General features: G+C 61.7%; 13 protein-coding genes. All 13 read left to right on the top strand.

The window, feature by feature from the left end; genetic code table 11:
- Positions 1-11: 11 nt before the first annotated feature.
- The 13 genes from JWV26_RS01145 (at position 12) to JWV26_RS01085 (ending at position 12,688) form a co-directional block, all read left to right on the top strand.
- Positions 12-1,700 (top strand): flagellar hook-associated protein 3, encoded by a 1,689-nt coding sequence (locus tag JWV26_RS01145; RefSeq protein ID WP_241201263.1) that lies wholly within the window; start codon positions 12-14, stop codon positions 1,698-1,700.
- Positions 1,701-1,755: 55 nt separating this feature from the next.
- Entirely contained in the window at positions 1,756-3,087 is a 1,332-nt protein-coding gene (locus JWV26_RS01140; protein WP_206418186.1) for a UDP-glucose dehydrogenase family protein, read from the top strand.
- Positions 3,088-3,210: 123 nt separating this feature from the next.
- On the top strand, positions 3,211-3,981 hold the full coding sequence (gene rfbF / locus JWV26_RS01135) for a glucose-1-phosphate cytidylyltransferase (protein ID WP_072425705.1): 771 nt from the start codon (positions 3,211-3,213) through the stop codon (positions 3,979-3,981).
- Positions 3,978-5,054: a CDP-glucose 4,6-dehydratase gene (rfbG, locus tag JWV26_RS01130; RefSeq protein ID WP_093050823.1), complete on the top strand. Its 1,077-nt coding sequence runs from the start codon at positions 3,978-3,980 to the stop codon at positions 5,052-5,054. The genes rfbF and rfbG overlap by 4 nt, the downstream gene beginning before the upstream one ends.
- Complete coding sequence (locus JWV26_RS01125) at positions 5,045-5,602, top strand: dTDP-4-dehydrorhamnose 3,5-epimerase family protein (RefSeq protein WP_093050826.1); 558 nt, start codon at positions 5,045-5,047, stop codon at positions 5,600-5,602. The genes rfbG and JWV26_RS01125 overlap by 10 nt, the downstream gene beginning before the upstream one ends.
- Positions 5,599-6,822, top strand: coding sequence for a class I SAM-dependent methyltransferase (locus JWV26_RS01120; protein WP_072425702.1), 1,224 nt, complete (start codon positions 5,599-5,601; stop codon positions 6,820-6,822). The genes JWV26_RS01125 and JWV26_RS01120 overlap by 4 nt, the downstream gene beginning before the upstream one ends.
- Positions 6,819-7,943 (top strand): DegT/DnrJ/EryC1/StrS family aminotransferase, encoded by a 1,125-nt coding sequence (locus tag JWV26_RS01115; protein ID WP_093050829.1) that lies wholly within the window; start codon positions 6,819-6,821, stop codon positions 7,941-7,943. Before JWV26_RS01120 ends, JWV26_RS01115 begins: the two co-directional genes overlap by 4 nt.
- A complete protein-coding gene (locus JWV26_RS01110; RefSeq protein ID WP_093050832.1) occupies positions 7,940-8,668 on the top strand; it encodes a WbqC family protein in 729 nt (242 codons plus the stop codon). Before JWV26_RS01115 ends, JWV26_RS01110 begins: the two co-directional genes overlap by 4 nt.
- The gene (locus JWV26_RS01105) at positions 8,665-9,390 is read left to right on the top strand and encodes a class I SAM-dependent methyltransferase (RefSeq protein ID WP_093050835.1); all 726 of its coding nucleotides are present in this window, start codon (positions 8,665-8,667) and stop codon (positions 9,388-9,390) included. Before JWV26_RS01110 ends, JWV26_RS01105 begins: the two co-directional genes overlap by 4 nt.
- The gene (locus tag JWV26_RS01100) at positions 9,390-10,265 is read left to right on the top strand and encodes an NAD-dependent epimerase/dehydratase family protein (RefSeq protein WP_093050838.1); all 876 of its coding nucleotides are present in this window, start codon (positions 9,390-9,392) and stop codon (positions 10,263-10,265) included. The genes JWV26_RS01105 and JWV26_RS01100 overlap by 1 nt, the downstream gene beginning before the upstream one ends.
- Positions 10,255-11,241: an ATP-grasp domain-containing protein gene (locus JWV26_RS01095; RefSeq protein WP_093050841.1), complete on the top strand. Its 987-nt coding sequence runs from the start codon at positions 10,255-10,257 to the stop codon at positions 11,239-11,241. The genes JWV26_RS01100 and JWV26_RS01095 overlap by 11 nt, the downstream gene beginning before the upstream one ends.
- Positions 11,238-11,945, top strand: a complete 708-nt coding sequence (locus JWV26_RS01090; protein ID WP_093050844.1) for a metallophosphoesterase family protein — start codon at positions 11,238-11,240, stop codon at positions 11,943-11,945. Before JWV26_RS01095 ends, JWV26_RS01090 begins: the two co-directional genes overlap by 4 nt.
- Positions 11,942-12,688, top strand: a complete 747-nt coding sequence (locus tag JWV26_RS01085; protein ID WP_206418185.1) for a cephalosporin hydroxylase family protein — start codon at positions 11,942-11,944, stop codon at positions 12,686-12,688. The genes JWV26_RS01090 and JWV26_RS01085 overlap by 4 nt, the downstream gene beginning before the upstream one ends.
- The last annotated feature ends 40 nt before the right edge of the window (positions 12,689-12,728 follow it).

The following is a 12,728-nucleotide window of genomic DNA, read 5'->3' as shown; positions in this document are numbered from 1 at the left end:
AGGCAAGCCCCATGGTCATGCGCATCTCATCCATTCAGGCGTTCAATAACGGCGTTTCCGGCCTAGGGCGCAACTATTCGAACCTGATTCGCACCCAGGAGCAGATCAGCAGCGGCAACCGAATCCTGACCCCAGCGGATGATCCGGTGGCCTCGGTGCGCCTGCTGCAGCTCGAGCAGCAACAGGCGGTGCTCAAGCAATACAGCGACAACCTGACAGCTGCGAACAACAGCCTGACCCAGGAAGAGACCACGCTGAACTCGGTCAATACCGTGCTGCAGCGTGTGCGTGAGCTGGCGGTGCGGGCCGGTGGTGGTTCGCTGTCGGCGGAGGACCGAAATTCCATCGCCAAGGAACTCTCCGAGCGTGAGGCCGAGTTGCTCAACCTGATGAACAGCCGCAACGCCCGTGGTGAGTACCTGTTCTCCGGCTTCTTGGGCAAGAACGAGCCGTTCGTGCGTAATCCGGATGGCACTTACTCGTACTTCGGGGACGAAGGGCAGCGGACGCTGCAGGTGGCCAGCTCGACCAACGTGGCTATCAACGATAACGGCAAGCGCCTGTTCGAGGATGTCACCAACGCCAATCGTGTGGCCAACGGTAACGGTGTCAATAATCCGGCACTGCCGTCGCCACCCTTGCCTGCGACCACCATTCCGGCGGTGCCCAGCGATGAGCAGCGGGTATTCATTTCACCTGGTCTGGTCGAAGACGACCGCGCATTCAACTCCGACTTCCGCGGCGGCGAACCCTACTCGCTGGCGTTCGTCAGTGGTACCGAGTTTCGTATCTACGATGCCAGTGGTGCCGATGTCACCTCCGAGATTCCTGGGGGCGGCAAGGTCGATCCGCTGGTCAATGGCGGCAACGTCATCAACTTCCGTGGCATGCGTTTTCAGCTCGACGTGGTGCTGAAAGAGGGCGACAACGCCCAGGATTTGGACAATCTGCTGGCCGATATCCAGCCACCCGCGACTGCGGGTTCGCCCGGTATTGGCACCCATAGTTTCACGCTGCAGTCCGCGTCCACCGAGTTCGCCGTGACCCGCGCCTCCACCAATGGCTCTGCCGCCGTGGTGGCAGGGGGCAACATCGTCAACCAGGCTGTGTTCGATAGTCAGTTCCCGACTTCGGGCGTGGTGCTGCGCTTTACCGATGACAGCAATTACGAGGTGTATGCCCAGCCGGTAGGCCCCAACAGCCCTGTGCTGACGACCGGAACCGTCGCAGGCCCTTATCCGGCTAGCTTCACTGTCTATGGCGCCGAGTTCACCCTTTCCGGTCCGGCTGCCGTTGCGGGTGGCGACGAATTTGGCGTGAAGCCGCAGTTTCAGGAGCAGCGTAGCATCCTCAATACCATCTCGCGTCTGCGCCAGGCACTGGAGTCCTCGCCGACCTCGCCGGCGGGCAACCTGGCAGTGCGCGACGAAGTGGCCATTGCCCTGAAGAATCTCGACAACGGCATGGGTAACGTGCTGGAAGTGCAGACCGAAATCGGCGCGCGTCTCAACCTCATCGAAACCACCGGTATCGACAATGAGGACGTGACGCTGGTGAACAAATCGGTACAGGCCGAGCTGCGTGAACTCGATTACGCCGAGGCGTTGTCGCGCCTGTCGTTCCAGACCGTCATTCTCGAGGCTGCGCAGCAGAGTTACGTGAAGATTGCCGGGCTGAATCTTTTCAATCAGTTGCGTTGAGTTGAGTTGAGTTGAGTTGACGGTGCCTTCTGCCTGATCCCATTTAGGATGTCGTATGAATATCTGTGTATTCGGTGCCGGTTACGTTGGGCTGGTTCAGGCTGCTGTTCTTGCCAATGTCGGCCATAACGTTCTATGCATCGAGACCGACGAGGGGAAAAGGGCCGTCCTGGAGGCGGGCGGGATTCCGATATACGAGCCGGGTCTTCAGGGGCTGGTCGCGACCAACCATAGCGAAGGCCGTCTGCGGTTTTCGGGAAACCTGACGGACGCGGTGCACCACGCCGATATTCATTTCATTGCCGTGGGCACGCCTTCGGATGCGAATGGGCACGCTGATCTGACCTTTGTCCATGAAGTCGCCAAGGGTATTGCTTTGGTGGCTGAGAGGGATCAACTGATCATCAATAAATCCACCGCGCCGGTAGGCACGGCAGACGCCATTCATCAGGCGATGCGCGACACCTTGGAGGCCCGAGGCCGTGGGGATATTCAGGTCGATGTCGTTTCGAACCCCGAGTTTCTCAAGCAGGGGGCGGCGGTCAGCGACTGCCAGCGTCCGGACAGAATCATCATCGGTTCCAGCAATCCGGCCAGTATCGAGGTATTGCAGGAGCTGTATGCACCCTTCAACCGCAATCGGGAAAAGATCATGGTCATGGATCGGCGCAGTGCCGAACTGACCAAGTATGCGGCCAACTGCTTCCTGGCGACCAAGATCTCGTTCATGAATGAAATGGCCAATCTGTCCGAGCTGTTCGGTGCGGACATCGAGGCCGTGCGCCGAGGTATCGGCGCCGATCCGCGCATTGGTTACGACTTCATCTACCCCGGGTGTGGCTATGGCGGAGCCTGTTTTCCGAAGGATGTGCGGGCGCTGAAAGCGTCGGCGCAAGGCGAAGATTACGAGCCAGCGATTCTGGCAGCGGTGGAGTCGGTCAACGAAGCGCAGAAGAGAAAACTTGGCCATAGCCTGCAGGCTTTTTATGCGGGTGACTTGCGCGGTCGGGTAATCGCACTCTGGGGGTTGGCATTCAAGGCCAATACCGGCGACATGCGCGACGCCCCGAGTCGGGTGTTGATGGAGCATCTCTGGAGTCTCGGCGCAACGGTTCAGGCATTCGATCCCGAGGCCATTCCAGAGTGTCGACGCCTCTATGGCGAGCGGGACGATCTGTTGCTTGCCAGCAGCAAAGAGGAGGCGCTCGTCGGTGCTGATGCATTGGTGGTAGTCACCGACTGGCAGAGTTTCAAGGCACCGGATTTCCCTCTAATTCGTCGCACCCTCGGCGACGCGGTGGTCTTCGATGGCCGCAATCTGTACGACCCCCATGTGATGAAGCGTCACGGGCTGAAGTACTTTTCTATCGGTCGACAACCGGTCTGACCCTTACTTCTGTCTGAGGGCTGCCTAGATAGGGGTGGCCCGCTTGTTGCTATACCTGTATATCGGACAACAAAATGCCGACTAATTGACGATTGGTCGAATATCCGGGGCAGGGGAGTAGCGATGAAGGCGGTCATTCTTGCCGGCGGGCTGGGCACGCGTATCAGCGAAGAGTCTCACCTGCGGCCCAAACCCATGATCGAAATCGGTGGTAAGCCGATTCTCTGGCACATCATGAAGATCTACTCCCACCATGGCATTCAGGACTTCGTTATCTGCCTGGGCTACAAGGGCTATGTGATCAAGGAATACTTCGCCAACTACTTCCTGCATATGTCCGACGTGACTTTCGACATGTCGAAGAACTCCATGGAAGTGCATCAGCGTTATGTGGAGCCCTGGCGGGTTACGCTGGTCAATACCGGCGAAGACACTCTGACCGGCGGACGGCTGCGCAGGGTACGCGAGCATCTCGGTGATGAACCGTTCTGCTTCACCTATGGCGATGGTGTGGCCGATATCGATATCCGCTCCCTGATCGACTTCCACAAGCAGCATGGCAAGCCGGCGACGGTCACGGCCATTCAGCCGCCAGGTCGTTACGGTGCTCTGGATATGGACGGTGACCGGGTAGGTGCCTTTCAGGAAAAGCCCGCAGGTGACGGTTCCTGGATCAACGGGGGGTTCTTCGTGCTAAATCCTTCGGTCATCGACTACATCGACGGCGATCAGAGCAGTTGGGAGGGCGAGCCGCTGATGCGGTTGGCTGAGGAGGAAAACCTCATGGCCTTTCGTCACCGGGGCTTCTGGCAAGCGATGGATACCCTGCGTGACAAGAATCAGCTCAACGACCTCTGGGTCAGTGGCAAGGCACCCTGGAAAGTCTGGCAATGACGGTGTTCGCTCGGAGTTACCAGGGGCGCAAGGTGCTACTTACCGGACACACCGGCTTCAAGGGCAGCTGGCTCGCCGCCTGGCTGGTTGAGTTGGGTGCCGAGGTGGTGGGTTTTTCGCTGCCCTGCGAACAGGACGGCAATGCTGATCATTGGGCAGCGCTGCGTCTGCCCGTCACGGATCGGCGTGGCGATATTCGCGACACCTGTGCTCTGCAGCACCTGCTAGCCGAGCATCAGCCGGAGATCGTTTTCCATCTGGCCGCCCAGTCCTTGGTGCGTCCCTCGTACCGACAGCCATTGGATGCCTGGTCGAGCAATGTCCTGGGTACCGCCAACCTGCTCGAAGCATGCCGCGTAACGCCAGGCGTTGCAGCGGTGGTGGTGGTTACAACTGACAAGGTGTACGCCAACCGCGAATGGCCATGGGGGTATCGCGAGTGCGATGAGCTGGCCGGCCACGATCCCTACAGCGCCTCCAAGGCCGCTACCGAGCTGGTGTGCGACAGTTACCGTAAATCCTTCTGGCAGCAGTCCGGCCCGTTGCTGGCGACCGCCCGTGCCGGCAATGTGATCGGGGGCGGCGACTGGGCGGAGGATCGCCTGATTCCCGACCTGGTCCGCGCAGTACAAACCGGGCAGACGCTGCAGATCCGTTCGCCGTCCTCCACGCGTCCCTGGCAGCACGTGCTGGAATGTCTGTCCGGCTATCTGCTGTTGGGCCAGCGACTGCTTGAGGGGGATCGTAGCTGTGCCGAAGCCTGGAACTTCGGCCCGGCACCCGAGGCCAACCGCAGCGTGGCGGAAATTCTCCAGGCCCTGCGCGAGCACTGGCCTGCATTGAACTGGCAGGCTGCTGGCGTCGACGGTCTGCACGAGGCGCGTTTACTCTACCTGGACAGTGCCAAGGCCCGTTCCAGCCTGCACTGGGCTCCGGTCTGGTCGCTGCACACCGCGCTACAGATGACCGCCGATTGGTATCGCCGTAGTCATGAGCGAGGTGAAGTCTGTACCCGTGAGCAGTTGCTGCATTTCATCAACGCGGCGCGACAGGTCGGCTGCGTATGGGCCTGACGGTGAGCACCACTTCTATCGACGGCCTGATGCGCGTCGACTGCGATACTCATCGTGACGAACGGGGTGCGTTCACGCGCCTGTTCTGCGCCGATGAGCTGGCGCTGTTGCTGGGTGGGCGTCGTATCGTCCAGATCAATCAGTCGCTGACCCGCCAGGTAGGTGCAGTGCGTGGCCTGCACTTCCAGCACTTCCCCCGATCGGAGATGAAGCTGGTGCGCTGCATCCGCGGTCGAATCTGGGACGTGGTGGTGGATTTGCGTCGCGGTTCGTCGAGTTTCCTGTGCTGGCATGCCGAGACCCTGAGCGCGGAGAATCGGCGTTTGCTGGTGATCCCTGAGGGCTGCGCCCATGGCTTCCAGGTGCTGGAGGAGGACAGCGAGATGCTCTACCTGCACACTGAGTTCTATTGCCCCGATGCCGAGGGCGGGATCTGTCATGACGACCCTGCACTGGCCATCGAATGGCCGTTGCCAGTGCGCGACCTGTCGGCACGCGACCGAAAACATCCCTTGCTCACCCCGGACTTCATTGGACTGGCACCATGAACTGTCGTCACTGCGCAGCTCCGTTGCGGCAATCTTTCCTCGATCTCGGTCACGCGCCGCCGTCGAATGCCTATCTGACGCAAGCGGACCTGAGTCGGCCCGAGCGCTATTACCCGCTGCGGCTCTGGGTTTGCGAGCAGTGCTGGTTGGTGCAGACCGAGGACTACGCCGACTCCGGTGAATTGTTCGATGCCGATTACGCCTATTTTTCCTCTACCTCCAGCAGTTGGTTGGCTCACGCTCGTGCCTACGCCGAGCGCATGCGCGAGACGCTGCGCTTGGGAGCCGGCAGTCTGGTGATCGAGGTGGCCTCGAACGACGGCTACCTGCTGCGTAATTTCGTTGAGGCCGGCGTGCCATGCCTGGGCATCGAGCCAACCGCCAGTACCGCCGATGCCGCGGAGCGTTTGGGGATTCCCGTATTGCGCGAGTTCTTTGGCGAGGCGCTCGGCAAGCGGCTGGCCGAGGAGGGCAGGCAGGCCGATCTGCTGTTGGGCAATAACGTCTTTGCCCACGTGCCGGATATCAACGACTTTTCCCGAGGGTTGCAGGCGGTGCTCAAGCCCGGTGGAACCCTCACCCTGGAATTCCCGCACCTGTTGCGCCTGATCGAACAGGTGCAATTCGACACCGTCTACCACGAGCATTTTTCCTACCTGTCTCTGTATAGCGTGGAGCGCGTCCTGGAGGCTGCCGGGCTGCGTATCCATGACGTCGAGCAGTTGGCTACACACGGCGGCAGCCTGCGCGTTCACGCTTCGCATCAGGACGACTCACGGCCACGCTCGGCTTCAGTCGATGCGCTGCTGAGTACCGAGGCGCAGGCCGGATTGCGCGATCCTGCCACCTATCGAGGTTTTCAGGCGCGCGCCGACCGGTTGAAGAACGATCTGCTGACCTTCCTGCTCGAGCAGAAGCGGGCCGGGCGTCGGGTGGCTGCCTATGGTGCTGCCGCCAAGGGCAATACCATCCTCAACTATGCCGGTATCAAGCCTGACCTGCTGCCCTGGGTGTTCGACGCGGCACCCTCCAAGCAAGGCAAGTATCTACCGGGCAGTCATGTGCCCATCCTCTCGCCGCAACAACTGGATGAAGTGCGCCCTGATCTGCTGCTGATCCTGCCATGGAACATTGCCGACGAGGTGATGGCGCAGAACGAGCGCATTCGCCAGTGGGGCGGCCGCTTCGTCACCGCCATCCCGTGCCTGGAGGTGAGATGAAGCCGCGCATCCAGTACACCCAGCCTTCGATATCCGAGCTGGAGGTGCAGTACGTCACTGATGCGGCCCGGCACGGCTGGGGGCCACGCTGCTACGAATACATCGGACGCTTCGAGGCAGCCTTCGGCCGTCACCTGGGGGTCAGGCACGCCATCGCCACCTCCAGTTGCACCGGCGCCTTGCACATGGGCTTGGCCGCACTCGGAATCGGGCCGGGCGATGAGGTGATCCTTGCCGACAGCAACTGGATCGCCTCGGTGGCGCCGGCCGTGCATCTGGGAGCGACGCCAGTGTTCGTCGACATCTGCGAGGACACCTGGTGCCTGGACCCGGCGAAGGTGGAGCAGGCCATAACGCCGCGTACCCGGGCGATCATAGCCGTTCACCTGTATGGCAACCTCTGCGCGATGGACGAGTTGCTGGCCATCGGTGCTCGACATGGTATTGCGGTCATCGAGGACGCTGCCGAGGCCATCGGCTCCGAGTGGCAGGAGCAGCGCGCCGGCAGCATGGGGCGCTTTGGCGTATTCTCCTTCCACGGCACCAAGACCATGACCACTGGGGAAGGCGGCATGTTCGTCACCAACGACGCAGACCTCTTCGAACGGGTGCTGGGGCTGTCCAATCATGGTCGGCTCAAAGGCCAGACACGCCAGTTCTGGCCCGATCTGCTGGGGTTCAAGTACAAGATCTCCAATCTGCAGGCCGCGATCGGCTGCGCCCAGACCGAGCGTATCGACGAGCTGATCGAGCGTAAGCGCGCCATTATGGCGAACTATCGTCGGCGTCTCGGTGGTCTGCCCGGCTTGAGCCTTAACCCCGAGCCCGAGGGCACCCGAATCGGCGCCTGGATGCCTACGGTGGTCTTTGACTCCGAGCTGGGCATCACTCGCGAGCGCCTGTTGGCGCGTTTCGCTGAGAACAACATCGACGCCCGCGTCTTCTTCTATCCCCTGTCGGCTCTGCCGATGTTTCAGGGGCGCATACCTGCCGCTGGCGGTCATTCGGCAAGCATTCCCGAGCGAGCCATCAACCTGCCGAGCTTTCACGACATGACCGAGGCGGACATCGAGCGCATCTGCAGCGTGGTCGAGACGTTGCACGCCGAGGCGTGGCGATGAGCACGGTGGTTATTTCCCAGCCAATGTATTTCCCCTGGGTAGGGATGTTCGAGCAGTGGCGACTGGCAGACGATTTCGTGTTCTTTGACGATGTCCAGTTCGCTCGCGGCTTCATCAACCGAGTGCAGTACAAGACGCCCGATGGCAGTGCCTGGCTTACGGTGCCGCTGCGCCAGCACGGGCGTGAGGCGCGCATTTGCGATCTGCAGTGCGCCGACGATTCGGGATGGCGCGACAAGCATCTGCGTACCCTCGCCCTAGCGCTGGCCGGAACGCCCCATATGCATGACGCCCTGGGGCTGGCCGAGACGGTGCTGTTGCGTCGTGATCTGGGCTTCTGTGAGCTGCTCATCGAGGGCATGCAAACGGTAGCGCAGTATTTCGGCCTGCTAGAGGGCAAGCGTCTGCACCGTTCTTCGCAACTGGCGGTGGAGGGACGCAAGAGCGCGTTGATCCAGGGGTTGGTGGCGCACCTGGGCGGTGATCGCTACGTTACGGGAATGGGTGCCCTGAACTATCTGGACCACGATGCCTTCGAGTGCGCGGGTATCGAGGTCTGCTACATGGACTACCGCAAGCGCGAATATCCGCAGAAGTTTCCGCCCTTCACCCCTTATGTCACCGTGCTCGACCTGGTAGCCAATTGCGGGCGGGACGGCAAAACCTTCATCGAGTCGGGTGTGACCCACTGGCGCCAGGCGCTGGCTGCAAGAGATCAGGCATGAACAAGCTGAATGACGTGACCTCGCAATACAAACCGGGAGCGGTGACCTCTCTGGAGAACGAGCTGATTCTCAATTGGTACCCGCCGCGCATCCTGCGCCGTCTCGAAGGCAAGGCTCCGCTCTCGCTGCTGGAGCTGGGGTTGGGCCACGGTTACACCACGGCTTTGTTCAATCGGCATTTCCAGCGCCACGTAGTGCTCGAGGGCTCCTCCGTGGTGATCGACCTGTTCCGGGAAAACCACCCGGGGTTGAACATCGAACTGGTGGAGGGTTACTTCGAACACTTCGCCAGCAGTGAGCAGTTCGATGTAGTGATGATGGGCTTCATCCTTGAGCATGTGGACGATCCAGGCCTGATTCTGCGCCGTTTCCGCGCCAACCTGCGCCCGGGCGGCAGCCTCTACGTTGCGGTGCCCAATGCCAAGTCGCTCAACCGGCGCCTGGGACTGGCGATGGGCAAGATCGCCGACATCTACGAGCTCAATGCCAACGATCATGCCCTGGGCCATCAGCGTCAGTTCTGCCGCGACACGCTCAAGGCACTGCTGCAAGCGGAGGGATATCGGATTACCTGGGAGGAAGGCATCTACCTCAAGCCCTTGCCACTCGGCTACATGCAGACCATGCCCGAATTCGAGGAAAACCTGCAGGCCATGTGCGAGGTAGGGGTGGATTTCCCCGACCTCTGCGTGGGGCTGTTGATGGAAGTGCAGGTGGCCTGATGCAACGTGCGCTGGTGGTGGGTCCAGGCTCGATGGTCGGCAGTCGGCTGAGCGAGCACTTGCGTGCGCGGGGCTGGCAGGTGATCGGCGCTGGGCGCTCCGGCGACTGCGAGGTGCCACTGGATCTGGGCTGCGATAGCTTGCGTACGGAGTTTCCCGGTGTCGAGGCGGATGTGTTGTTTCACTGTGCCGCGGCGTTTGGCGACGACTCAGCCCAGGGGGCCTGGCTCAACGACCGGGTCAATGTGCTCGGCGCTCATCAGGTTGTGGCGCTCGCGCGTGCTGCGGGGTGTCGGCAAGTGGTGTACGCCGGAAGCGTATCGTCCGCGCGACGCGAGGCTGCGGCCTTCGCCAGTAGCTACGGTGCGTCCAAGGCGCGAGCCGAGGGTGTTCTGGCCTGGGGGCTGGCGCAAAGCGGGCAAACCTTCGTCAGTCTGCGTTTCGCCCAGCTCTACGACGAGCGCGGCGATTGCATACGCCATCAGCGTTGGTTCGGGCGCATCGTCAGTTACGCGCGCAGCGGCCGCGTGCTGCGCTTGCCGCCGGGGGATGCGCCGCGCAATTTCGTGCACGTGCGCGATGCCGTCACCGCCATGGTCCTGGCCAGCGATGTTGGCGCAGAGGGCGTGTTGCATGTTTGCCACCCGCACAGCGAGAGCTACCTGAGTCTTGCTCGACATGCCTACGAGGTTTTCGGGCAGGGCGGGGAGGTGCAGATCGCCCATGAGAAGACAGCGTTCTGGCCGGCATATTTCCCGCCCGCGTCACCAGAGCTGGCGACGCTGGGCCTGACCTTCATACCGATGTTCGATGGCCTGCGCGCTATCCGCGATGGTGGACATGCCGCGCGCTTCGAGGTGTTCGATGTCACCTGAGGCTGCTGGTGTGCGCGTGTTGGTGACCGGTGTAGGCGCGATCATCGGCCAGGGCGTGGTCAAGTCGCTGCGCCTGTTGCCAGAGGTGAGCATCATCGGCCTCGATCGAGACCCACAGGCCTTCGGTCGTCTTGCCTGCGACGGTTTTTACGTCAAACCACCTGTGGCAGAGGCAGATCCGGCCTACGACAGCTTCCTGCTCGAGCTCATCGAGCGCGAGGCGATCGACCTGGTTCTGCCTGCCATCGAGCAGGACGTCTTTCATTTCGATGCGCGCCGCCAGCTGTTCGCCTCCGCCGGAGTGGCGGTCGCGCTCAATGACAGCCGCCTGATCGACCTGGCACGGGACAAATGGAGCCTGCACCAGGCGCTGCTCGAAGCGGGGCTACCGGCAATTGCCACCAGCCTTTGCGGCGACTGGACGCAGGCCATCGCGCAGCTCGGTCCGGCGCCGCTGCTGTGCAAGCCGCGTCGTGGTTCCGGTGGCCGTGGCCAGGCCTTGGTAGCGGATGAGGACGATCTGCGGTACCAGTTTCGAAAGCTGGGAGACAACTTCATGCTGCAGCGACTGGTCGGCAGTGCCGATCAGGAATACACCGTGGGCCTGTTCGGTTATGGCGACGGTACGTCCAGTCGGCCGGCGATCTTGCAGCGCACACTGGGGCCCGGCGGTGCTACCTGGAGAGCGCGCAGCGTCGCAAGCGACGCCCTGATCGAGAGCGCTTGCGAGGCATTGACCGCTCATTTCCGGCCTATAGGGCCGACCAACTATCAGTTTCGCAAGGCCAATGGCCGGGCCTGGTTGCTGGAAATCAATCCGCGCCTGTCGGCATCGGTTTCCTTGCGCGCGGCGCTTGGCTTCAACGAGGCGGCCATGAGCATCGATTATTTCTGTCGCGCCCGGCGCCCGGCGCTTACGCAATGGCGCGCGGCCAGCTGTACCCGTTACATAGAGGATCACATCGAATACTTATGATCGCGGTGATATCGGATGTTCATGGCAATTTCCCGGCCCTGCGCGCGGTGCTGAGCGAGGCGGATCGGCTCGGCTGCACGCGAGTGATTTCTCTGGGCGATGTGACCGGCTATTACGCCGAGCCGGAGAAGTGCATCGACGTGTTGACCCAGCGCGGCGCCGTGCAACTGCTGGGTAACCACGACGGTTACCTGACGGAAGGGACCGGCTGTCCTCGTTCGCGGCTGGTGTCATCCTTGCTGGAGCACCAGGCTCGAGTGGTGCGTCCTGATCAAGTCGAGCTGTTGGCCGGCCTGAGCTCGCAGTACGAAGAGGGCGACGCCTGCTTCGTTCATGGTGGCTGGGAAGACCCGCGCGATCAGTACCTGTACCGGGTGTCTGCGGACAAGCTTAGCGGCGCCTGGCGTTATTACTTTTCAGGGCATACCCATGTCCAGGTCCTGGCGTCGTTGGGCGACAAGACCTATTGCAACCCCGGCTCGGTCGGTCAGCCGCGCGACGGAGATCCGCGCGCGGCCTTTGCCCTGTTCGACGGCTCGCGCATCGTCCTGCAGCGGGTGGCCTACGATATCGACGAGACGGTCGCGGCGATGCGTCGGGCCGGCTACGACGAGCCGCGGTTGTGGGAAAACCTCTATATCGGCGCCCAGATCGGCGGGCGTATCGACAAGGTCGAAATCATCGAGCGAGAGCACACAAAGTGAGCGCAAACGACGAGTTTCAAGCGGAAGTGCAACGTAATATCGAGGCCGCCGGCCAGGATCAAGGCCTCAAACAGCGGTCTCTGGACTGGATGCTGGAGGCAGGCGGCAAGTACCGCTATTCCTACAACTTCAGCTGGCTGGGCCGGCCCATCATCCAGTACCCCCAGGACATCGTGGCCATGCAGGAGTTGGTATGGGCCGTGCAGCCGGAGCTGATCATCGAGACCGGCATCGCCCATGGCGGATCGCTGATTCTCTTCGCCTCGCTGCTGGAGCTCAACGCGGCTTGCGGCGGGCCCAGTGACGCGAGAGTGCTGGGTATCGACATCGATATTCGCCAGCACAACCGAGAGGCCATCGAGGCACATCCGATGGCCCGTCGTATCGACATGATCCAGCGCTCGAGCATCGCGCCGGAAGTGGTGGAACAGGTGCGCCAGGCCGCGCAGGGTAAGCGGGTGCTGGTCTCGTTGGATAGCAATCACACCCATGCACATGTTCTGGCCGAACTGCAGGCATACGCGCCTCTGGTATCACCGGGCAGCTACTGCGTGGTGTTCGATACCGTGGTGGAGGACACACCGGACGAGCTGCAGGCCGGTCGGCCATGGGGCAAGGGCAACAGTCCGAAGTCGGCGGTACGCGAATACCTGACGAGCCATCCGGAATTCCAGGTGGATGTACGAATGGACAACAAACTGCTGATCAGCGTGGCGCCGGAAGGCTATCTGAAGCGGGTTTGAAGTCGACAACGCGAGCTCCGGCGTGCCGGAGTGCAAAGAA

The sequence above is a fragment of the Ectopseudomonas toyotomiensis genome (genome assembly GCF_017167985.1).
GTDB classification, from domain to species: Bacteria; Pseudomonadota; Gammaproteobacteria; order Pseudomonadales; family Pseudomonadaceae; genus Aquipseudomonas; species Aquipseudomonas toyotomiensis.
The sequence above is the reverse complement of the archived record's forward strand: the minus strand, read 5'-3'. Positions and strand labels throughout refer to the sequence as shown.